Source organism: Nocardia sp. NPDC004260, assembly GCF_053603155.1.
In genome coordinates, this window is record NZ_JBSGEZ010000003.1 from 175,849 (window position 1) to 195,239 (window position 19,391).

General features: G+C 67.8%; 20 protein-coding genes. 8 read left to right on the plus strand and 12 right to left on the minus strand.

Translation table 11 applies throughout. From position 1 onward, the window contains the following. Nucleotides 1-25: 25 nt before the first annotated feature. Complete coding sequence (locus tag ACWEO7_RS03790; RefSeq protein ID WP_450026218.1) at nucleotides 26-403, plus strand: VOC family protein; 378 nt, start codon at nucleotides 26-28, stop codon at nucleotides 401-403. A 126-nt stretch (nucleotides 404-529) separates the two neighbouring features. Here the strand turns inward: ACWEO7_RS03790 and ACWEO7_RS03795 are convergent, their stop codons facing one another. Next, nucleotides 530-1,381 carry an SDR family oxidoreductase gene (locus ACWEO7_RS03795; protein ID WP_452420502.1) on the minus strand — a complete coding sequence of 284 codons (852 nt, stop codon included), beginning with the start codon at nucleotides 1,379-1,381 and terminating at the stop codon, nucleotides 530-532. 96 nt (nucleotides 1,382-1,477) lie between these two features. On the opposite strand from ACWEO7_RS03795, the gene ACWEO7_RS03800 reads away from it, so the two are divergent. Both ACWEO7_RS03800 and ACWEO7_RS03805 read left to right on the plus strand, forming a co-directional pair. Further along, nucleotides 1,478-1,876, plus strand: coding sequence for a winged helix-turn-helix transcriptional regulator (locus ACWEO7_RS03800; RefSeq protein ID WP_356962711.1), 399 nt, complete (start codon nucleotides 1,478-1,480; stop codon nucleotides 1,874-1,876). Nucleotides 1,877-1,912: 36 nt separating this feature from the next. Further along, the gene (locus tag ACWEO7_RS03805) at nucleotides 1,913-2,341 is read left to right on the plus strand and encodes a PPOX class F420-dependent oxidoreductase (protein WP_452420504.1); all 429 of its coding nucleotides are present in this window, start codon (nucleotides 1,913-1,915) and stop codon (nucleotides 2,339-2,341) included. Between the two features lie 339 nt (nucleotides 2,342-2,680). On the opposite strand, the gene ACWEO7_RS03810 is transcribed toward ACWEO7_RS03805, so the two are convergent. The 3 genes from ACWEO7_RS03810 to ACWEO7_RS03820 form a co-directional block, all read right to left on the minus strand. Next, nucleotides 2,681-3,388 (minus strand): polysaccharide deacetylase family protein, encoded by a 708-nt coding sequence (locus tag ACWEO7_RS03810; protein WP_452420506.1) that lies wholly within the window; start codon nucleotides 3,386-3,388, stop codon nucleotides 2,681-2,683. Between the two features lie 126 nt (nucleotides 3,389-3,514). Next, nucleotides 3,515-4,918 (minus strand): dihydrolipoyl dehydrogenase, encoded by a 1,404-nt coding sequence (lpdA, locus tag ACWEO7_RS03815; protein WP_355071727.1) that lies wholly within the window; start codon nucleotides 4,916-4,918, stop codon nucleotides 3,515-3,517. Between the two features lie 83 nt (nucleotides 4,919-5,001). Further along, entirely contained in the window at nucleotides 5,002-5,976 is a 975-nt protein-coding gene (locus ACWEO7_RS03820) for a dipeptidase (protein WP_452420508.1), read from the minus strand. A 221-nt stretch (nucleotides 5,977-6,197) separates the two neighbouring features. Between ACWEO7_RS03820 and ACWEO7_RS03825 the strand changes: the two genes are divergently transcribed. Then, the gene (locus ACWEO7_RS03825; RefSeq protein ID WP_452420510.1) at nucleotides 6,198-6,740 is read left to right on the plus strand and encodes an AMIN-like domain-containing (lipo)protein; all 543 of its coding nucleotides are present in this window, start codon (nucleotides 6,198-6,200) and stop codon (nucleotides 6,738-6,740) included. A gap of 33 nt (nucleotides 6,741-6,773) precedes the next feature. Next, nucleotides 6,774-8,819, plus strand: a complete 2,046-nt coding sequence (locus ACWEO7_RS03830; protein ID WP_452420512.1) for a prolyl oligopeptidase family serine peptidase — start codon at nucleotides 6,774-6,776, stop codon at nucleotides 8,817-8,819. On the opposite strand, the gene ACWEO7_RS03835 is transcribed toward ACWEO7_RS03830, so the two are convergent. The 4 genes from ACWEO7_RS03835 to ACWEO7_RS03850 form a co-directional block, all read right to left on the minus strand. Then, entirely contained in the window at nucleotides 8,814-10,226 is a 1,413-nt protein-coding gene (locus tag ACWEO7_RS03835; RefSeq protein WP_452420514.1) for an MFS transporter, read from the minus strand. The genes ACWEO7_RS03830 and ACWEO7_RS03835 overlap by 6 nt on opposite strands. A 129-nt stretch (nucleotides 10,227-10,355) precedes the next feature. Continuing rightward, nucleotides 10,356-11,213: an alpha/beta hydrolase family protein gene (locus ACWEO7_RS03840; RefSeq protein WP_452420516.1), complete on the minus strand. Its 858-nt coding sequence runs from the start codon at nucleotides 11,211-11,213 to the stop codon at nucleotides 10,356-10,358. A 48-nt stretch (nucleotides 11,214-11,261) separates the two neighbouring features. Continuing rightward, complete coding sequence (locus ACWEO7_RS03845; protein WP_355071720.1) at nucleotides 11,262-11,894, minus strand: TetR/AcrR family transcriptional regulator; 633 nt, start codon at nucleotides 11,892-11,894, stop codon at nucleotides 11,262-11,264. 308 nt (nucleotides 11,895-12,202) lie between these two features. Next, nucleotides 12,203-13,027 carry an HAD-IIA family hydrolase gene (locus ACWEO7_RS03850; RefSeq protein ID WP_452420518.1) on the minus strand — a complete coding sequence of 275 codons (825 nt, stop codon included), beginning with the start codon at nucleotides 13,025-13,027 and terminating at the stop codon, nucleotides 12,203-12,205. Between the two features lie 54 nt (nucleotides 13,028-13,081). On the opposite strand from ACWEO7_RS03850, the gene ACWEO7_RS03855 reads away from it, so the two are divergent. After that, nucleotides 13,082-13,765 carry a ZIP family metal transporter gene (locus ACWEO7_RS03855; RefSeq protein WP_452420519.1) on the plus strand — a complete coding sequence of 228 codons (684 nt, stop codon included), beginning with the start codon at nucleotides 13,082-13,084 and terminating at the stop codon, nucleotides 13,763-13,765. 21 nt (nucleotides 13,766-13,786) lie between these two features. Here ACWEO7_RS03855 and ACWEO7_RS03860 read toward each other — a convergent pair whose 3' ends face one another. Beyond that, the gene (locus ACWEO7_RS03860) at nucleotides 13,787-14,107 is read right to left on the minus strand and encodes an ArsR/SmtB family transcription factor (protein ID WP_452420521.1); all 321 of its coding nucleotides are present in this window, start codon (nucleotides 14,105-14,107) and stop codon (nucleotides 13,787-13,789) included. Nucleotides 14,108-14,153: 46 nt separating this feature from the next. Here ACWEO7_RS03860 and ACWEO7_RS03865 point away from each other — a divergent pair, with 46 nt between their 5' ends. Then, nucleotides 14,154-15,326 (plus strand): MFS transporter, encoded by a 1,173-nt coding sequence (locus tag ACWEO7_RS03865; protein WP_452420523.1) that lies wholly within the window; start codon nucleotides 14,154-14,156, stop codon nucleotides 15,324-15,326. A 206-nt stretch (nucleotides 15,327-15,532) separates the two neighbouring features. On the opposite strand, the gene ACWEO7_RS03870 is transcribed toward ACWEO7_RS03865, so the two are convergent. Beyond that, complete coding sequence (locus tag ACWEO7_RS03870) at nucleotides 15,533-15,985, minus strand: MarR family winged helix-turn-helix transcriptional regulator (protein ID WP_450015531.1); 453 nt, start codon at nucleotides 15,983-15,985, stop codon at nucleotides 15,533-15,535. Nucleotides 15,986-16,107: 122 nt separating this feature from the next. Between ACWEO7_RS03870 and ACWEO7_RS03875 the strand changes: the two genes are divergently transcribed. After that, nucleotides 16,108-17,106, plus strand: a complete 999-nt coding sequence (locus ACWEO7_RS03875) for an SMP-30/gluconolactonase/LRE family protein (protein WP_452420524.1) — start codon at nucleotides 16,108-16,110, stop codon at nucleotides 17,104-17,106. Nucleotides 17,107-17,182: 76 nt separating this feature from the next. Here the strand turns inward: ACWEO7_RS03875 and groL are convergent, their stop codons facing one another. Next, nucleotides 17,183-18,808, minus strand: coding sequence for a chaperonin GroEL (gene groL, locus ACWEO7_RS03880; RefSeq protein WP_450015527.1), 1,626 nt, complete (start codon nucleotides 18,806-18,808; stop codon nucleotides 17,183-17,185). Nucleotides 18,809-19,020: 212 nt separating this feature from the next. Beyond that, entirely contained in the window at nucleotides 19,021-19,314 is a 294-nt protein-coding gene (locus ACWEO7_RS03885; protein WP_355071706.1) for a hypothetical protein, read from the minus strand. Between the last annotated feature and the right edge of the window lie 77 nt (nucleotides 19,315-19,391).

The following is a 19,391-nucleotide window of genomic DNA, read 5'->3' on the forward strand; positions in this document are numbered from 1 at the left end:
GGAGTTTTTCCGCCGAGGAGGGCCCATGCACATCACCGCTTCCGCCATCTCGCTCAACGTCCCCGACCCGGCCGCCTCGGCGCGGTTCCTCATCGAGCACCTCGGCTTCGAGGAGAAGATGTCGGCCGACGGGTTCGTCTCGCTGGACCGCGCCGACGCCGGAGTGAACGTCATCTACCTGCGCACCGGACTGGCGAGCTTCAAACCGCGGAGCGCGGCGGGCAGCGCGGGCGAAGGCCTGCTCGTCGTCTTCGTCGTCGACGACATCGATGCCGAATACGCCCGGCTGCGAGCCGAGGGCGTGCCGATCGTGACGCCCATCGAAACCGAGGAGTGGGGCGAGCGGTACTTCCAGATGAGCGATCCGAACGGGATCATCATCCAATTGGTGCAGTGGGTCTGAGTTGTGTCCGAGCGACCGCCGCTGGCGACTTCGTCGCGAAGGCGGCGGCCACTCGGACGCCGGTCGGGCCGCGAAACAGCGGCTGCCCGGTCCGCGTCGTTCTCCCCCCGAGCGGCTCGGATGGCGTCAGGCGAGCGCAGCGCGGAAGACGTCGACGGCGGGAGTCGCCGGGCGGCCGAGCAGTCGAGCCAGGTCGCCGGAGCGGACGTCGAGGATGCCTTGTGCGATACCGGCGTCGGCGTCGGCGAGTGCCTCGGCGAACTGGGCGGGCAGTCCCGCTCCGGTCAAACCGGCCGCGTAGTCGGCCTGTGGAAGGTTCTCGTAGCGCACCGGCTTGCCCGATGCCTCGGAGATCGCCTCGGCCAGTTCGGCATAGGTGAGCCGTTCGTCGCCGCCGAGTTCGTATACCCGGCCCGCGTGGCCGTCGGTGGTCAGCACCCGGGCGGCGGCTTCGGCGTAGTCTGCCCGCGCCGCTCCCGCCACGCGACCTTCACCCGCCGCGCCGTGCAGCACGCCGGACTCCACCGCGTGCGCCAGACCGCCCAGGTAGTTCTCCCAGTACCACCCGTTGCGCAGCACTGTGTACGGCACAGTCGATTCGGCGAGCACCGCTTCGGTGCCCTTGTGTTCCTGCGCGAGAATGAGCGGATTGTCAGTCGCGCCGGGAATGCTCGTGTAGGCGAGCAATTCCACACCGGCCCGCTCAGCGGCGCGAATGACGTTGGTGTGCTGCGCCACGCGCGCGCCGAACTCGTTACCGGAGACAAGCAGCACCCGGTCGACACCCTCGAGCGCCCGGTCCAGCGCGGCCGCGTCGTCGTAGTCGGCCTGCCGGACGTCCACGCCCCGCTCGGCCAGATCGGCCACCTTCGCCGGGTCGCGCACGATCGCCACGACCGGTGTCGATCCCACCTTCAACAGCGCGTCCACTACGAGCCGGCCCAGCTGCCCGCTGGCCCCGGTCACCGCGACGGTCATGACTACCTCCAAGATCGGCATGTTCGAATAGCACTAACTATTCGTAAGCACTATGCACCTCGTAGCCACTGTGGTCAAGTTGGGTACTATCGAAGTATGTCCACCCAGCGCATTGCCTCGGCGGACGCCGACGATCCCACGCTGGAAGCCGACGTCTTCGCCCGGAACTGCACGTCGCGGCCGGTCCTGCAGAACGTCGCCAGTCGTTGGGGCACCCTGGCGCTGGTCGCGCTGCGCGAGGGGCCGTACCGGTTCAGCGCCTTGCGGCGGCGGGTCGACGGCGTGAGCGAGCGCATGCTGTCGCAGACCCTGCAGGCCCTGGAACGCGACGGCATGGTGCACCGCGAGGTGCAGGAGACCATCCCGCCCCGGGTCGAATACACCCTCACCGACCTGGGTGTCGAGGTGGCCGACCGCTTGGAGGCGCTCATCCGGGTACTGGAAACCAACATGCCGCGCGTGCGCGAGGCGCAGGCCGCCTACCACCGCGACTGACGGGAAGAGACCAGCGTCACCGCGGGTTACACGGGCATGGAACTCGCCGCCGCAGTCGATTTCGCCCGCGACCACCGCAGGTCCGTGCTCACCACGATCCGCCGCAACGGACGACCACAACTGTCCAACGTGCTGCACGTCGTCGGCGCGGATGGCCGCATTCGCATCTCCATCACCGCCGACCGGGCGAAGTACCACAACCTCGTCCGGGACCCGTGGGCGGCGCTGCACGTGACCCGCGACGATTTCTTCGCCTATACCGTGCTCGAAGGCACGGTCGAACTCACCCCTGTCGCCGCCGAGCCGGACGACCCCACCGTCGACGCACTCGTCGACTACTACCGCACCGCCACCGGCGAGCACCCCGACTGGGACGAATACCGCAAGGCGATGGTCACCGACCGCCGCGCCTTGGTGCTGTTCACCCCGACTCACGCCTACGGCATGCTCCCGGCCGCCGGGTAGCCGAACTAATCCTGCGCCCCGAACACCGACGCTCCGGCGCACTGCCTCCGTCGGCGCCTGCGGCCGCGCGGGCATGGCCCACCCGAGCCGGGCCGAGAGCGCCCACGACTGGGTGGCGAGAACAGACGCCGGATCCGAGCGTGGGCGCGCGTAGCAGTAGCGGATACGCCGTGCCCCGCCCCCACCTCGCGGCGGCTGATGCGCGCCGCCGACCGGACTTCGCCGCGCCGACCGATCGGCCCGGCTCCGCGATCGGCGCGAGCTGCGAAATCACGCCGTCGCCCAGCAGCCCCGCGCATCGACCGCGGTCGATGGCGGCCGTGCGCCGGGCCGATCGGATCAGCGGGACATGAGATCGGACACCGTGACGAATTGGTATCCCGCGGCACGCAATTCGGTGACGATGCGCGGGATGGCGGCGATCGAGGGCTCGGCGTTCCCATGCATGACATGCAGCAGAACGATCGACCCGGGGCGGACCTTGCCGAGCGTCTCGGCGACGATGTCGTCCGCGGTGACGCCCGCCCGGCCGGAATCGGGCTCGACGTCCCAGGTCACGGTGACGCGGTCGTGCTCGGCGAGATAATGCGGCAGCACCCACAACTTCTTGCCGTAAGGCGGACGGAAGGTGATCGGGCCGACGTAGCCCGTCTTCACGATCTCGGCGTCCGTGCGCTCCACTTCGTCGCGGACCGTGCCGGGCGTCACGAAGACCATCCGCCGATGCGAATAGGTGTGATTGCCGATCTCGTGGCCCGCCGCGGCGATCGCCCGGCCGTACTCCGGGTGTTCGGCGAGATCACGTCCGTTCAGGTAGAAGGTCGCCGGAATCTGCGCGTCGGCGAGGACTTTCAGCACCTCGGGCGCGCGATCGGACGGCCCGTCGTCCAACGTCAGTGCGACCACCCGCGCGTCGGTGTCCACCCGGCTGACCACGTGACCGGCCAACTGGAAGGTGCGCGCCTTCATCAGGTAGAAGGTGCCCGTCCCGAGCAGCACCACCACGACGAGCACCGGCACACTTCCGATCAGCCACCTGCGAAACATGCACGCTGTATAGCAGAACGCTCGCACCGATGCCGACCGCCGACGGCCCTACCGGCGCGGAAACCCTTGCCGGACAGCGAAAAGGGCGTGCGATCATCGACCGCACGCCCTTTCGACGCGAAGGGATCAGAAGTTGATCATGTGGCCGGCCAAGCCGTGGAAGGCTTCCTGGAGGGCCTCGCTGAGCGTCGGGTGAGTGTGGACGTTGCGGGTCAGCTCGTTGACCGTCAGGTCCCACTTCTGCGCGAGGGTGAGTTCGGGCAGCAGTTCGGAGACGTCCGGGCCGATGAGGTGCCCGCCGATCAGCTCGCCGTACTTGGCGTCGGCGACGAGCTTGACGAAACCGGTCGGGTCGCCGAGGCCGTGGGCCTTCCCGTTGGCGGTGAACGGGAAGGTCGCGACCTTCACGTCGTAGCCCTCGTCGCGAGCCTGCTGCTCGGTCAGGCCGAAGCTGGCGACCTGCGGCTGGCAGAAGGTGGCGCGCGGCATCATCCGGTAGTCGCCGAGGGGAACGGTCTCCGCACCCGCGATGGTCTCGGCCGCGACCACGCCTTGGGCCTCCGCGACGTGCGCGAGCTGCAGTTTGCCGGTGACGTCGCCGATCGCGTAGATGTGCGGCACGTTGGTGCGCATGTAGTCGTCGATCCCGATCGCGCCGCGGTCGGTGACCACGACGCCCGTGGTCTCCAGGCCGTAGCCGTCGACGCGCGGGGCGAAGCCGACGGCCTGCAGCACCTTGTCCACGGTGACGGTCTCGATCGACCCGGTCTTGTTGTCCTTGATCGCGACGGTGACCTTGGCGCCGTCGTCCTCGATGGACTGCACGGCCGCACCGGTGGTGATGGTGATGCCGAGCTTCTTGTACTGCTTGGTGATCTCCTTGGAGACGTCCGCGTCCTCGTTCGGCAGCGCGCGATCGAGGAACTCCACGATGCGCACGTCGACGCCGTAGTTCTTCAGGACGTAGCCGAACTCCATGCCGATCGCGCCCGCGCCGACGATGAGGATCGAGCCGGGCAGGTCACGGGTGAGGATCTGCTCCTCGTAGGTGACCACGTTGGCGCTGAGCTGAGTGCCGGGCAGCAGCTTGGTGACGGTACCCGCCGCGATGATCGCGTTGTCGAAGGTGATCGACTCGGTGCCGCCCTTGGTGAGCTCGACCGAGAGCGAGTTCGGGCCGGTGAAGGTGCCCTTGCCGTCGAACTCGTCGATCTTGTTCTTCTTCATCAGGAAGTGGACGCCCTTGACCCGGCCGTCGGCGACCTTGCGGCTGCGGTCGAAGGCGACCCCGAAGTCGAAGTTCACCTCACCGGAGATGCCGAAGGTCTTCGCCTCCTTGGTGAAGATGTGGGCGAGCTCGGCGTTGCGCAGCAGCGCCTTGGACGGGATGCAGCCGACGTTGAGGCACACACCACCCCAGTATTTCTGCTCGACGATCGCTGTTCGCAGGCCGAGTTGAGCGGCGCGGATCGCGGCGACGTATCCGCCGGGACCAGCGCCGAGAACGACGACATCGTAGTGGGAAGTCACGCCCCGAGCCTAACTCCGCAGGGGGTAGTTCACCCACCCATCCCCCACCACAGTGAGGCGTGGGCCACATCCTTCCGCAAAGCTCAGCTACGCCATACCTGACGGGCGACGCGGCGGAAGTTCTCACCGAAGATCGCGGCTCGGTCGGCGGGGGTGAAGCCGCGTTGGGAGAGGGCCTGGTCGAGGGTGGGGACTTCGGAGGGGCCGAGGAGGTCTTCGGGTGGGATCCAATGGAGGGGACCCCATCGGGTGTAGGCGTCGGAGAAGGCGTCGGGGTTCTGTTGTAGTTCGGCGTTGAAGTCGTCGGCGTCGAAGGAGTAGTCCGAACCTATGCCGATGTGTTCGATCCCGACGAGCTCGACGCCGTACTCGATGTGGCGGGCCATCGCCGCGATCCGCTCGGCGCGCTCGTGGGGCGCGTTGCGGCCGAGGAAGATGCCGACGCCGTTGATGCCGATGACACCGCCGGTCGCGGCGCAGGCGCGCGCTTGGTCGTCGGTGATATTGCGCGGGTGGCCCCACAGCGCGGCGAAATTGGAGTGGCTGTAGATCATCGGGACGACGCTCAGCTCGGCCAGCTCCAGCCCGGTGCGCCGGGAACAGTGCGAACCGTCGGCGAACATGCCGACTTCGTTCAACGCGTGAACGAGGTCGCGCCCGTAACCGGTGAGCCCTGTGTCCTCGGTGTCCAGGCAGCCGCAGCCCGCGGCGTTGGCGTGGTTGTAGGCGGGCAGCAACGACCGCACGCCGAGGTCGTAGAGGCGAGCGACGTTGTCCAGGTCGCCGCCCAGCGGGCCGGCGTCCTCCAGATCGAAGGCCAGCGCGATGGCGTCCGCGGCCCCGATGTCCGCCACGGTCTCGACCAGGCGGAACCGGCCGTCCGCCATGGCATCCCGGCGAAATCGATGCAGCAGCGCCAGGGAATCCGCGGTCGATTGCCGGGAGTAGCCGACGTTCACCGACAGATACGATCCGGCCGGGTAGCGCGCGAGGTCGCCGATGCGCGCGGCGGGCGACAGCGGCAGACAGCAGTGCTGTTCCCAGAGAAAGGGCGGCAACCTCGAACCTCCTGGTGGATCCAGCCTCGGAGCAGCGATCCTACTGTTCGCGCCGAGCGAGCATCGGCGCGCAGCGAACGCCGGGCCGCCGGGCCGCCGTGCCGTGACCGAGTTGCCGCGACCGCCAACGTTTTTCGCCCCTCACCGCAGGTAACAAGGCATCCACCTGGACCGATGCATGCTATACATCAATCCCTCCTGTGCCCGAAGGCGGTGCGACCATGCGTCGCTTGCTTCTCCTGTTCGTTTCCTTCGTGACCCTCGCCGGCCTTTTCGTCGCCCCCGCCCCGGCTTCCGCCGCCCCGGAGTGCGCCTCCGGCTGGGGTTCGATACCCAAGGTGAGCCGAGCCCGGGCGCTCACACCGCTCACCGGGATCCGCGCCGGACGGCACGACTGCTTCGACCGCTTGGTGCTCGACATCGCCGGTCCGGTGACCGGCTATCACGTCGGCTACGTCGAGCGAGTGGTCATGGACGGCTCCGGCGCACCCGTCGCGCTGCGCGGCGACGCGTTCCTGAGCATCGCCGTCTACGCCCCGGCCTACGACGACGCGTTCAACCCCACCTACACCCCCGCGAATCGGACCGAACTCGCCGACGTGCGGGACTACCGGACCTTCCGCCAGGTGGCCTGGGCCGGTTCCTTCGAAGGACAGACCACCGTCGGCTTGGGCACGCGCGCGCGATTGCCGTTCCAGGTGTCCACCCTGGCCGGGCCGGGCAGCGGGTCGCGCATCGTGATCGACGTAGCGCACTCCTGGTGACCCCGCGCCGCACGGCTCGGCAACAATGTGGGGATGAGCGGCGTTGAGCGGAATGTGACCGATCCCTACCTCTGGCTGGAAGAAGTGACCGGCGAGCGCGCTCTGGACTGGGCTCGCGCGCACAACACGGTCGTGCGCGCCCGGTTCGCCGACTCCGATCGCTTCCGCGACCTGGAGCGGCGCATCCTCGACATGCTCGACACCGACACCAAGATCGCCTACCCGTCCCGCCGCGGCCCCTGGCTCTACAACTTCTGGCGGGACGCCCAGCACCCGCGCGGCCTCTGGCGGCGCACCACGTTCGCCGAGTACGCCGAGGACGCGCCGGACTGGGACGTGCTGATCGACCTGGACGCGCTGGCCGCCGACGAGGACGAGAACTGGGTGTGGGGCGGCGCGACGGTGCTGCGCCCGGAACAGTCCCGCGCGCTGATCAGCCTGTCGCGCGGCGGCGCGGACGCGAAGGTGGTCCGCGAGTTCGACATGGAGCGCAGGGTCTTCCTCGATCCGGCCGATGGCGGGTTCTTCCTGCCCGAGGCCAAGTCGGAGATCCGCTGGATCGACATCGACTCGGTGTACGTGGGCACCGACTTCGGCCCCGGCACACTGACCGATTCGGGATATCCGCGCATCGCGAAACGCTGGCGGCGCGGTACCGCGCTGGAGGAGGCGACCACCGTCTTCGAGGGCGAGAGCGGCGATGTCGCGGTCTCGGCGGGTTACGACCGCACGCCGGGTTACGAACGGCACTACGTCGGCCGCGCCACCGACTTCTTCAACGAAGAGGTCTACCTGCTGGAGGACGACGGCGCCCTGCGGCACCTCGACATCCCCACCGACGCCAGTGAGTCCTGGTACAAGGACTGGCTGCTGGTGCGGCTGAAGTCGCCGTGGGAGGTCGGCGGCACGAGCTATCCCGCGGGCGCGCTGCTGGCCATCGACTTCGAGAAGTTCCTTTCCGGCGCACGGGAATTCGAAGTGATCTTCACCCCGGACGCGCATACCTCGCTGCACGGCTACGGCTGGACCGAGAACCACCTGCTGCTGGTCACGCTCGAGGACGTGCAGACCAAGCTCTACGTGCTGACGCCGGGATCCGACGGCTGGCGCCGCGAGCCGCTCGCCGATACCCCGCCGATGGCCACCACCAGCGTCCTGAATCTCGACCCGCTGGAGAGCGGCGACGAGTTCATGCTCAACACCAGCGGCTTCACCACCCCGGCGACGCTGCTGGCCAGTGCTGTCGGTGGGCGCACCGAGCGGCTCAAACAGGAACCCGGATTCTTCGACGCCGACGGGGTGGAGACGGAGCAGTTCTTCGCCACGTCCGACGACGGCACGCCGGTGCCGTACTTCGTGATCCGCCATCGCGACCAGAAGGACGCGCCCGGGCCGACGGTGATGTCCGGCTACGGCGGTTTCGAAGTGTCCCGAACCCCCGCATACAGCGGCGCGTCCGGCATGGGCTGGTTGGAGCGCGGCGGGACCTGGGTGATGACGAACATCCGTGGCGGCGGCGAGTACGGACCGCAGTGGCACACCTCGGTGCAGAAAGCGAACCGGCACAAGGTGTACGAGGACTTCTCCTCGATCGCGAAAGACCTCGTCGCGCGCGGCATCACCACCGCGGACCAGCTCGGCGCGGTGGGCGGCAGCAACGGCGGACTGCTCATGGGTGTGATGCTGACCCGCTACCCCGAATTGTTCGGCGCCATCGTCTGCCAGGTGCCGCTGCTGGACATGAAGCGCTACCACCTGCTGCTCGCGGGCGCTTCGTGGATGGCCGAGTACGGCGACCCGGACAAACCGGAGGAATGGGAGTACATCGGCAAGTACTCGCCCTACCAGAACGCGCGCGCCGACCGCGCCTACCCTCCGATCCTGCTCACCACCTCGACCAGGGACGACCGGGTGCACCCCGGCCACGCCAGGAAGATGGCGGCGCTGCTGGAGGAGCAGGGCCACGAGTGCTGGTACCACGAGAACATCGAAGGCGGCCACGGCGGCGCCGCCGACAACAAGCAGTCGGCCTTCCAGGCGGCGCTGATCTACGAGTTCTTCACCCAGATGCTCTCATAGGGCGTCGGCAGGCAAATCCGGATGCTGCGCGGATTCGCCTGCACCGGGCTCGCGTGGTTTCTCCTGCGCCGGTGCCGCATCTGTCGCGCTGGTGATCTCGGCAACCGCTTCCACTTGCCGCAAAGGAGACAACAGCAGTACCAGCCCTGGTGCCACCAGCCCGGCAATCCCGGCCATCAGACCACCCCGCACGCCGAGCGCAGCGGCTGCGATTCCGCCGAGGAGCGCTCCCAGTGGCGCGGCCAGCGCCGAAAACCACCGCATCGACGCGTTGACTCGGGCCAGCGTCTCCGGTATCGATATCGTCTGCCTGAGGGTCCGCTGAACGACGTTGTAGCCGACCAGCGCCGTCATCACGACAAGCAAGCCGCTGGTCACGAGGACAGTCCGCCAAGCCTCCGGTACAGGTAGGACTGCCAAGGCGTAACCCGGCGCATACGCGATGGCGAAACAGAGCAGAGTCCGTCCATCGCCGAGCCGCCGCGTCAACCACAGCGCCATAGGTCCACCCATCAACCCTCCCAGCGACCCCACCGCGCCGACCAGCCCGATCACTGGGGGTTGCCAGCCGATATCCCTCGCAAGGAACACCAGCCACAGCGCCCCGATCCACGCCAGAAAGCAGTTGGTAGAAAGGTTCGCGAAAGCGATCCAGCGCAGATAGCGGTCTGTGACGACGTAGCGTAAGCCTTCCAGGACAAGTTTTGTCACGCTGGTGCGGCGAACCGAAGGTGACGGCGCTTCCGGCAACCGCAGAATCGTCAGCGCGACAGCGAGAACAGCCACCATGCCCACGGCAGCAGCAAGGGAAATGCTTGCACCGACGACCGCGAAAAACCAGCTTCCGGCCAGCGGACCGGCGAATTGCGCGAGAGATTCCGACACACGGGAAATGCTTGCACCGACGACCGCGAAAAACCAGCTTCCGGCCAGCGGACCGGCGAATTGCGCGAGAGATTCCGACACACCGAACTTCGCATTGGCCGACCTGAGTGCAGCATCGGGCACGATCATCGGCGTCACGCTCTGAAAGGCGACGACATTCACCATCCGCGCCGACTCGGTGCAGAAGGCCACAACGAGCAGCAGAGGGATCGTCGCTCCGTGGCTCACGCAGATGATCAGCGCTCCGGACCAGACCGCCAGCTCTACAACGTTGGCAAGGATCATCGAGCGCCAGCGCCCCAGCTTTTCGACGTAGGCCCCCGCGTGCAGGGTGATGAACACCTTCGGGAGCAGGCTCGCAGCGGCCAGAGCCGACATATCGGACGCGTCTGCGTGCAGTTCGGTCACCGCGAACAAGCCGAGGCCGAACGGTAGATATGCGCTACCGATTCCACCTACCGTCTGCGCCAGCCAGAAAGCATTGAACCGCTTTTTCCATTCAGCTCGCAACGCGATCGTCAAGATAGACCAACCGATCCAGCGATATTGATTCCGCTCCGTGGCGCGACGCTCTTCGTCATCGCGATCCAGGCGGCGCTGATCTACGAGTTCTCACCCAGATGCTGATCGGACGACGAGCGCGACCGGGGCTCAGCGGTCGCGCAACCACTTCTCGATCTGGTCGACGGTGCTGGTGTACTGCCGGATCCAGCCGTTGTGGCCCAGTGGTTCCGGCTGGCGCCAGCGCGTCACTTCCGCGTTGGGCAGCTTCTCCAGCAGGTGCTCGGCGGAGCTGGGCGGGGTGAGGTCGTCGCCGGTGATCGTGATGGACAGCACCGGGAGTTTCAGCCGCGCGATGCGCTCCTCGTAGTCGATGTCCGCGCCGACCGGGACGAACCGGCCGGTGCGCGCCAGCCGGGCCCAGTCGGAGATCAGCACCTTGGACTGGCGGCCGAAACCCATCGAGACCCGGTCGCCGGGCCAGAAGCCGGCCAGGTTGGCCGTCAGCGAGATCGCCGCGGTGCCGACCAGCATGCCCGGACCCGAAAGTCCCCGATAGCCACGGTAATAGGGGGTGCCGGAGGCGACCAGGATCAGCCCGCCGAGCCTGCCACGGACGCGCGCGGCGTACATGACGCCGAGCTGGCCGCCCATGCTGTGACCGAGCAGGTACGGCGTGCTGTCCGGGAACTGCTCGCGGACCACCTCGAGGATCGCCGGGAAGTCCACCGAGACCAGTTCGTGGTAGCCGAAGGTGCTGGCGGAGCTTGGCTTCGGCCTGCTGTCGCCGTTGCCGCGCAACTCGCCGATGGCCACGTCGAACCCGCGCGCGGCCAGTCCCGAGGCGAACAGTTCGTAGTAGCCCCCCGGAACGCCGAGCCCGGGCACGATCACCAGCACCGGCCGCGGCGTGTCCGGACCGACCGCGTGCCGGTGCGGACCCCCGGCGGGGATCAACCGCACCGGGACCGTTGTGCCGTCCGGCATCTGGATCGGAACTGTTTGCATCCCCGCAGGTTACCGCGCTCATCGCACCCGATCCCGCAGGCCGGGACGCTATGCGCGGACCGCGCCGATGATCACCCTGCTGAGCACCCGGATCACGTCGTCGAGCGGCGGGCGCGGCTCCGCGCCGCTCCACGAGTCGACCACATAGTTGACACCGCCGATGATGGCGAGCATCCGCATTTCGTAGTCGCCCGCGGGTATCTCACCGTGCAGGGCGGCGTCTTCGGCGGCGCCGGCCAGCAGCGAACCCCACTCCCGGCGCACCGCGAGACGGAACTTTTCCACCTTCGGGCCCGCGCCGACCACTTCCACCAGGGCGACGCGTGCCTTGCGCGGATCGGAACCGATGGATTCGACGTAGGCGCGAACCGCGGCGTCGATGACGTCCAGCGCCTTCGCGCCGGACTTCGCGTCCAACGCCTTCTTCACGGCGTCCCGCGACTCCCGGTCGATCTGCTCGTACAGCTCTAGGAGCAGGGACTCGCGACCGGTGAACTCCTCGTAGAACTGTCGCGAGGAGAGTCCGGCGTCCTTGCATATGGCGCCGACCGAACTGTTGGCGTAGCCGTCCCGCGCGAAGACCGTCAGGCCTGACTCCAGAAAACGCGCACGCCGCTGACGTTGCCGGTCCTCCACGGGTTGCCCGGCATACATTCGACCCGTATTCGCATCCTGTGACATTGGGGCAGACAATACAGAAGGGCCCGAACTCATCGTCACCGATCGGGCCCTTCGTTACAACCCTCGACCAATCTATGGTTAGCCGAAAGTTGGCTGAGCAGTTGCTACCTCATCAAATGGTCGCCGGACAGAAGCCCGGCGACCATAGTAGCTTGCGCACAAGCACTCTTTTCCACGGATCGAGCATTCGGCAACTCCGATCTGGGCCGTAGGAGATTTCTTGTCACTGGCTATTTGCCGGAACAGACGATACCTAGCAGCGTCGCGCTTGCGGGCTATTTTAGAGGGAAACTGTAGAATTTTTTGTTTCATTCCGATTCGTCGGTTACGGCAAGTTCGCCGGCTCCCACCGAACCGCCCAGCAATTCCGGCAGATCGACCACGGAATCGATGACGTGATCCGGCGCGCGGTCGGCCGACGCCAGCACGCCCGGCCGGAATTTGCCGGTGCGCACCAGCACGCCGGTCAACCCGACGTCTTGCGCCGCAAGCACATCCGAGTACAGATCGTCACCGATCATCACGACCTCCGCCGGCTCGAGGCGCATCAGCCCCGCGGCAGTCCGGAAACCGGGGGCCGCGGGCTTGCCCACCACCTGGATGCGGGCATTGCCCGCCGCCTCCAAGCCGGGCAGATACGCCCCCGCGTCGATACGCAATCCGTCCGCGGTCGCCCAGGTCAATCCGCTGTGCATGGCGACGACGGGCACGCCGTCCAGCATCAATTCCGCCACTCGGCTCAGTGCGGCATGGGTGAATTCCGCTCCCGCGCCGCCGATCACCACCACCTCCGGATGTTCCTCGTCGAGCCGGAGACCGGCGAGGTCGGCATCGATGTCGCCGTGGTTGAGCACCCAGACGGCGGCGCCGGGGTAGCGCCCGCGCACGAACTCCGCGGTGAGCCTTGCGGCGGTGATGATCTCGGCGGGTTCGACCTCGATACCCGCGCCGCACAGGCGTTCCGCGATCTCGGCGCAGGTACGCGAGGTGGTGTTGGTCAGAAACGCCCGGCGCAGTCCGCCCTCCCGGATCCGGCGCACCGCCGCGGCGGCGCCAGCGATCTCCCGCCAGGAGGTCACCAGGACGCCGTCGATGTCGTAGAGCACGCCTCGGCTCCGGACGCGGTCAGGCATGGCTTCAGCCTACGACCGACTCGCGAACCGGGCAGACCGACTTAAGGTGTTCCCATGACGGAGGCGCTGCTCTACGGACTCGGCACCGCCGTGCCGCTGATCCTGGGCGCCGCCATCGGATTGCGGTGGCGACTGCCAAAGGCGGTGCTCGCCTCCCTGATGGCCTTCGGCGCGGGCACGATGATCGCGGCGGTGTCCAGTGAGCTGTTCGAACCCGCCTTTCGCCAGAACGCGACGATCGCGGCGATCGCGCTGTTCGCGGGCGCGGGGGTCTACGTGGTGGCCAACCATCTCATCGAGAACAAACTCGGCCCGCGCGCGCTAGGCTGGGCGCTGATGCTCGGCGCGGTGCTGGACGGCGTCCCGGAGAACACGGCGCTCGGCGTCACGCTGGCCGGTGGCGGCGGACTGGTCCTGCTGGTGGCTGTGGCCGTGGGCAACGTGCCCGAGGCGATCAGCGGCGCCGCGCTGATGCGCGACCAGCACGGCGTGGCGCGGCACCGCACCCTCTGGCTGTGGACCGCGACCGGCGCGGTGCTCGTACTGGTCACGGTGCTCGGTAACATGTTGTCGGACCACTTGTCCCAGACCAACATCGGCGCGGTGCAAGCATTCGCGGGCGGCGCAACGATCGCGGTGCTGGCCGACTCCCTGATGCCGGAGGCCTACCGGGAAGGCGGTTGGTGGGTCGGAATGGCCACGGCAGCCGGGTTTCTGGTGGCCTTCATACTGCACTGACGCCGCGCATCGGCGACAGGCTCAACGCCGCGCGCCGCTGATGACCGCGTCCAGCAAGCCAGGGAAGCGCTGATTCAGATCCTCGCGCCGCAATTCGACCAGCCGGTTGCGGCCGGAGACGAAGGTCGTCGTCACGCCCGCGTCTCGCAGCACCTTCCAGTGGTGCGAAGCGGTCGCCGCCGTGATCTCCACGTCGAACTCTCTGATATTGCAGCTCAACGGTTCTCGTTCCCCGGCGAGCGCGCGCACCAGTTCCAGCCGCACAGGGTCGGCGAGCGCGCTCAGCACGCGGACCAGATCGATGTCGGCGGTACTCGGCTGCGGCAGCGGGCGCATCTCCATTCTCCGATCATTTGACAACAATCGAATTGTATCTCACCCTCATTCTATGATGCTTCGACAATCATCGAACAATCTCTACCGATCGCTCCTACCGCTCGCCGTGGGCACTTTCGTAGTCGGCACCGACGGCTTCGTGCTCAGCGGACTGCTTCCGCTGATCGCCGCCGACCTGCACGTCTCTATGTCCACCGCGGGGCAGCTGACCACGATGTTCGCCTGGACCTACGCCATCGCCTCGCCGCTGATCGCCGCGGCGACCGGATCCTGGGATCGGCGCGTGCTATTGGGCGGCGGCGCCGCACTCTTCGTGATCGGCATGATCGGGCAGGCCGCCGGGGAGAGTTTCGGCGTCATGGCCGCGGCGCGCGTCGTGGCGGCCATCGGGGCGGCGGCCTTCCAGGCCAACGCATTCGCCGTCGCGGGTGTCGTCGCCGATGACGCTCACCGGGGGCGGGCCCTGTCGATCGTGACAGCGGGCATCACGCTGTCCAGCGTCGCGGGCGTGCCGATCGGCATCTTCGCCGAGCGCTGGATCGGCTGGCGCGGCGTGCTGTGGGGCATCGCGCTCGGCGGAGCCATCGCCGCGCTGCTGGTACTGCTACTGCCGCGGGTGACCCTGCCGAGCACGGGACTGCGCGCCCGGATCGGCGTGCTGACCCGTCCGCCGGTGCTGCGGGTGCTGATCGTGACGACAACGCAGATCACCGCCGTCTACACCACCATCGTCTACCTGCCCGTGGTGGTCGCGGCATCGGTGCCGCAGAGCATGCTCGCCTGGCTGCTGCTGGCCATGGGCATCGGCCAGGTGATCGGCAACGCCCAGGCAGGGCGCGCGGTCGACCGCTACGGCCCGCAGCGCACGCTGACGGTGGGGCTCGCGGGCGCGCTGGTCGGCCTCGCCCTGCTCGGCGTGGCCGTCCATGCCGCGTGGGCGGTGTTCGTGGTGCTCGCCATCACCGGACTGTTCGGTTCGGCGATCCTGGTTCCGCAACAGCATCGCCTGTTCGGCATCGCCCATGACGCGCCCACCGTCGCCCTCGGCCTGAATGGATCGGCCATCTACCTCGGCGCGGGAATCGGTTCGATAGTCGGTGCGACCGTGCTGGATTCCTCCGGCAGCCAGTGGCTCCCGTGGACCTCCACGCTCATCGCATGCCTCGCCCTGGCCCTCGCGCTGCAGAAGGCCCCGTCCTCCGCCAAGAGTCCGGTCCCAGCATGACCTACCCGCCGGCGGCACGGCATCGACCCGCGCCGCCGGCCGCACAGCCCACTTCACTCCGCCGACGAGGCCACTGGTGACTCACCGACAGACGTGAGCCGCAGCCGACCGGGCGTCCTGGTGGCGGCTCCGATATCCCGCCCAGCACGGGTACGAAGCAGCGAGATGGCCGAGATCCGGGGACGCTCGGCATAGCCACGTCCTGGCTAAGCGGCGGGGCCTGGGCGGATCGAATCCAATCGGTCGGCGCAGCGAGTGAGCAAGTCCTGCAAGGTCGCTCGCTCGGCGTCGGTGAATTCCTCGGCCAGGGCGCGTTCGACGCGGACGGCGCGGGCATCCGCGTCGCGCATGACCGCCGCGCCCTCGTCGGTCAACGTTGTCTCCAGGACGTTCTTGTGCCACGGGTGCGGTGTGCGCTCGATGAGCCCGCGGTCCTGCAGGTTGCTCAGCACGGTGTTCATCGACGGCGGTGTGACGCCGCAGAGCCGGGCCAGGGCGGCGGCGGAGATACCGGGATTCTCGGCGAGGAACAGCAATGCGGCGTACTGGGGCACGGTCACGCCCGCCGGTTTCAACGCGGCGTTCTTGGCCGTGTTGAGGGATTGCTCGGCACGTTTCAGATACGAGCCGATCCGTTCGGCGGCGGGCATGGACGTCATAAGCGCATGGTATCCGGACGTTCATCCATTCGGACCTTGACCGACATTAGAGTTCTAACTTAAATTCGTGTCTGTTGCTCGATGTGAGCACATTCGACCGAATGATCTCTAAGAGGTAACCGATGCCCCACGCCCTGCCCCTCCGTCTGCTGTCGAGCCTGGCCGCAAGCAGCGTGTGTCTCGCGCTCGCCGCCTGCGGCACGAGCGACGCGCCGAGCACCGCCGTCCACACCGCCTACGAGCTGCCCGGCGACCGGGCCTACCCCGAGGGCATCGCGGTGGACGCGCGGACAGGAGATAGCTATGTCGGCTCCTACACCACCGGCGCCGTCTATCGCGCGACCCCGAACGCGCACCGAGCCGAGGTCTTCCTGCCCGAAGGCGCCGACAACCACAAGACCGCCAACGGCTTGAAGGTCGACGCGGCCGGACGGCTGTGGGTCACCGACTCGACCACCGGAGTCGCGGTGTACGACATCGCGACCCGCGCGCTGCTCGCCGACTTCACCGTGCCCGGAAGCGAGCCCCGCTTCGTGAATGATCTCGCCATCACCCCGGACGGCACGGCGTATCTGACCGACAGCACACGGGCGGTCGTCTATCGCGTGACACCCGACCAACTGGCCGCCGCCAGGGCGCAGGGTGGGCGAGCCGAACTGACCCCGCAGTTCGACCTGCACTCCGTGCTGCCGCCGATCGAGCCGGGCGGCTTCAGCCTCAACGGCATCGTCGCCGATCCGGCAGGCCGCTATCTGCTCACGGTCGACATGCCGCGCGGCGATTTGTACCGCATCGCGCTCACCCCGGAATCGACGCCGATCCGCAAGGTGACCTTGCGCGGTGGCGATCTGCGTCAGGGCGACGGCCTGGAACTGCGCGACAACACGCTGTGGGCCGCGCACAACACGACCAACACCATCAGCCGCTGGACCCTCTCCGACGACGGCACCACGGCCACGCTCGCGCAGCAACGCACCGACGAAGCCCTGTCCATCCCCACGACCCTGGCCCGCGCCGGTGACCGGATCCTGATCGTCTCCTCCCAATTCGACAAGGGTGGCCCGATGGGCCCCGGCACCCCGAAGACGCCCTTCACCGTCGTCACCCTCGACGGCATCTGACACCGAAACGCCGGAAGCCGGCCCACCTCGCGGTGGACCGGCTTCCGGTTCGAAATATGTTGCCGGGTGGCCGGACTCAGAAGTCCATGCCGCCCATGCCACCGGTCGGGTCGCCGACGGGAGCGGCGGCCTTCTCCGGCTTGTCGGCGACAACGGCCTCCGTGGTCAGGAACAGAGCCGCGATCGAGGCCGCGTTCTGCAGCGCCGAACGGGTGACCTTGACCGGGTCGGCGACACCGGCGGCCAGCAGGTCCTCGTATTCGCCCGAGTCGGCGTTCAGGCCGTGACCCGCGGGCAGGTTGGCGACCTTCTCGGCGACCACGCCGGGCTCGAGGCCCGCGTTGAACGCGATCTGCTTCAGCGGAGCCGACAGCGCGACCCTCACGATGTTCGCGCCGGTGGCCTCGTCACCGGTGAGCTTCAGCTCCTCCAGCGCCGGAGCCGACTGCAGCAGGGCCACGCCACCACCGGCGACGATGCCCTCCTCCACGGCAGCCTTCGCGTTGCGGACGGCGTCCTCGATGCGGTGCTTGCGCTCCTTGAGCTCCACCTCGGTGGCCGCGCCCGCCTTGATCACCGCGACACCGCCGGCCAGCTTGGCCAGACGCTCCTGCAGCTTCTCCCGGTCGTAGTCCGAGTCGGAGTTCTCGATCTCGCTACGGATCTGCGCGACCCGGCCCTTGATCGCCTCCGGGTCGCCCGCGCCCTCGACGATGGTGGTCTCGTCCTTGGTGACGACGACCTTGCGCGCCTGGCCGAGCAGCTCGAGGCCGGCGTTCTCCAGCGACAGGCCGACCTCTTCGCTGATGACCTCGCCACCGGTCAGGATGGCGATATCGGCCAGCTGAGCCTTGCGGCGGTCACCGAAGCCGGGAGCCTTCACGGCGACCGACTTGAAGGTGCCGCGGATCTTGTTGACCACCAGGGTGGACAGGGCCTCGCCCTCGACGTCCTCGGCGATGATCAGCAGCGGCTTGCCCGCCTGGATGACCTTCTCCAGCAGCGGCAGCAGGTCCTTGACGGTGGAGATCTTCGAGGCGACCAGCAGGATGTACGGGTCCTCGAGGACCGCTTCCTGACGCTCCGGGTCGGTGACGAAGTAGCCGGAGATGTAGCCCTTGTCGAAGCGCATGCCCTCGGTGAGCTCCAGCTGGAGACCGAAGGTGTTGCTCTCCTCGACGGTGATGACACCTTCCTTGCCGACCTTGTCCATGGCCTCGGCGATCAGCTCACCGATGGACGGGTCGCCGGCCGAGATACCGGCGGTGGCGGCGATCTGCTCCTTGGTCTCGACCTCCTTGGCGGTGTCGAGCAGCTTGGCGGTGACGGCCTCGACGGCCTTCTCGATGCCGCGCTTCAGGCCCAGCGGGTTCGCGCCGGCCGCGACGTTGCGCAGACCCTCGCGCACCAGCGCCTGGGCGAGCACGGTCGCGGTGGTGGTGCCGTCGCCCGCGACGTCATCGGTCTTCTTGGCGACTTCCTTGACCAGCTCGGCGCCGATCTTCTCGTACGGGTCCTCCAGCTCGATCTCCTTGGCGATGGACACACCATCGTTGGTGATCGTGGGGGCGCCCCACTTCTTCTCCAGGACAACGTTGCGACCCTTGGGGCCCAGCGTCACCTTGACCGCGTCGGCGAGGCTGTTCAGACCCCGCTCGAGGCCGCGGCGGGCCTCTTCGTCATACGCAATTGTCTTGGCCATGGCGTTGTTGAGATCCTCCATGTGTATGGCTGACACACAGGACGACCGCCGGTTGGGTCGCCCCAGTTACGCTGGCCAGGTTCGGTGCCCGCGACGGACGACCGAGGGTGTCTAGGGAACCCGGTCTCACCGTCCCGACCTGGCACTCACAGGTCGAGAGTGCCAAGAGCATTTTTAGCACTCAGGGGTGCCGAGTGCAAGGTCCGCGCGGGCTAGGGGCGGTCGTCGACACGGAGCACCAGCGCGACGAACGCGTCGGTACGGCGTTCCTCCGGCGTGCGGGGCTCGCCATCCTCGACGGTGACGAGCTCGGCGTCGTGCAGCAGCAACTCCGCCTCCACCCGCATGATGGCGCGAATGAACGGCGGGGCGACGTCGGGCGGCAGGTCGCCGTTCACCACGTAGCTGCCGTCCGGTTGGGACTCGGTGGACACATACGAAAGCGCGCGCAGCAGATCTGCGCGCCGTTCCCCCGCTATTAGGTCGGAATCCGTTTCATCCGCCATTGCTATAGCTTAGCCGCCAGCGGTTCACATCTTCGGCCGGACGATTCGCGCCGCCCGGCGCCGACGATGAAAGCGCA

What these genes read in the sequence shown, in the direction of transcription:
- ACWEO7_RS03830 (WP_452420512.1), top strand. Translation starts at nt 6,774, where the DNA reads ATGAGCGGCGTTGAGCGGAATGTGACCGATCCCTACCTCTGGCTGGAA.
- ACWEO7_RS03800 (WP_356962711.1), top strand. Translation starts at nt 1,478, where the DNA reads ATGTCCACCCAGCGCATTGCCTCGGCGGACGCCGACGATCCCACGCTG.
- ACWEO7_RS03870 (WP_450015531.1), bottom strand. Translation starts at nt 15,985, where the DNA reads ATGACGTCCATGCCCGCCGCCGAACGGATCGGCTCGTATCTGAAACGT.
- ACWEO7_RS03855 (WP_452420519.1), top strand. Translation starts at nt 13,082, where the DNA reads ATGACGGAGGCGCTGCTCTACGGACTCGGCACCGCCGTGCCGCTGATC.
- ACWEO7_RS03805 (WP_452420504.1), top strand. Translation starts at nt 1,913, where the DNA reads ATGGAACTCGCCGCCGCAGTCGATTTCGCCCGCGACCACCGCAGGTCC.
- ACWEO7_RS03885 (WP_355071706.1), bottom strand. Translation starts at nt 19,314, where the DNA reads ATGGCGGATGAAACGGATTCCGACCTAATAGCGGGGGAACGGCGCGCA.
- ACWEO7_RS03825 (WP_452420510.1), top strand. Translation starts at nt 6,198, where the DNA reads ATGCGTCGCTTGCTTCTCCTGTTCGTTTCCTTCGTGACCCTCGCCGGC.
- ACWEO7_RS03875 (WP_452420524.1), top strand. Translation starts at nt 16,108, where the DNA reads ATGCCCCACGCCCTGCCCCTCCGTCTGCTGTCGAGCCTGGCCGCAAGC.
- ACWEO7_RS03790 (WP_450026218.1), top strand. Translation starts at nt 26, where the DNA reads ATGCACATCACCGCTTCCGCCATCTCGCTCAACGTCCCCGACCCGGCC.
- ACWEO7_RS03865 (WP_452420523.1), top strand. Translation starts at nt 14,154, where the DNA reads ATGATGCTTCGACAATCATCGAACAATCTCTACCGATCGCTCCTACCG.
- ACWEO7_RS03810 (WP_452420506.1), bottom strand. Translation starts at nt 3,388, where the DNA reads ATGTTTCGCAGGTGGCTGATCGGAAGTGTGCCGGTGCTCGTCGTGGTG.
- ACWEO7_RS03860 (WP_452420521.1), bottom strand. Translation starts at nt 14,107, where the DNA reads ATGGAGATGCGCCCGCTGCCGCAGCCGAGTACCGCCGACATCGATCTG.
- groL (WP_450015527.1), bottom strand. Translation starts at nt 18,808, where the DNA reads ATGGCCAAGACAATTGCGTATGACGAAGAGGCCCGCCGCGGCCTCGAG.
- ACWEO7_RS03795 (WP_452420502.1), bottom strand. Translation starts at nt 1,381, where the DNA reads ATGACCGTCGCGGTGACCGGGGCCAGCGGGCAGCTGGGCCGGCTCGTA.
- ACWEO7_RS03845 (WP_355071720.1), bottom strand. Translation starts at nt 11,894, where the DNA reads ATGTCACAGGATGCGAATACGGGTCGAATGTATGCCGGGCAACCCGTG.
- ACWEO7_RS03850 (WP_452420518.1), bottom strand. Translation starts at nt 13,027, where the DNA reads ATGCCTGACCGCGTCCGGAGCCGAGGCGTGCTCTACGACATCGACGGC.
- ACWEO7_RS03840 (WP_452420516.1), bottom strand. Translation starts at nt 11,213, where the DNA reads ATGCAAACAGTTCCGATCCAGATGCCGGACGGCACAACGGTCCCGGTG.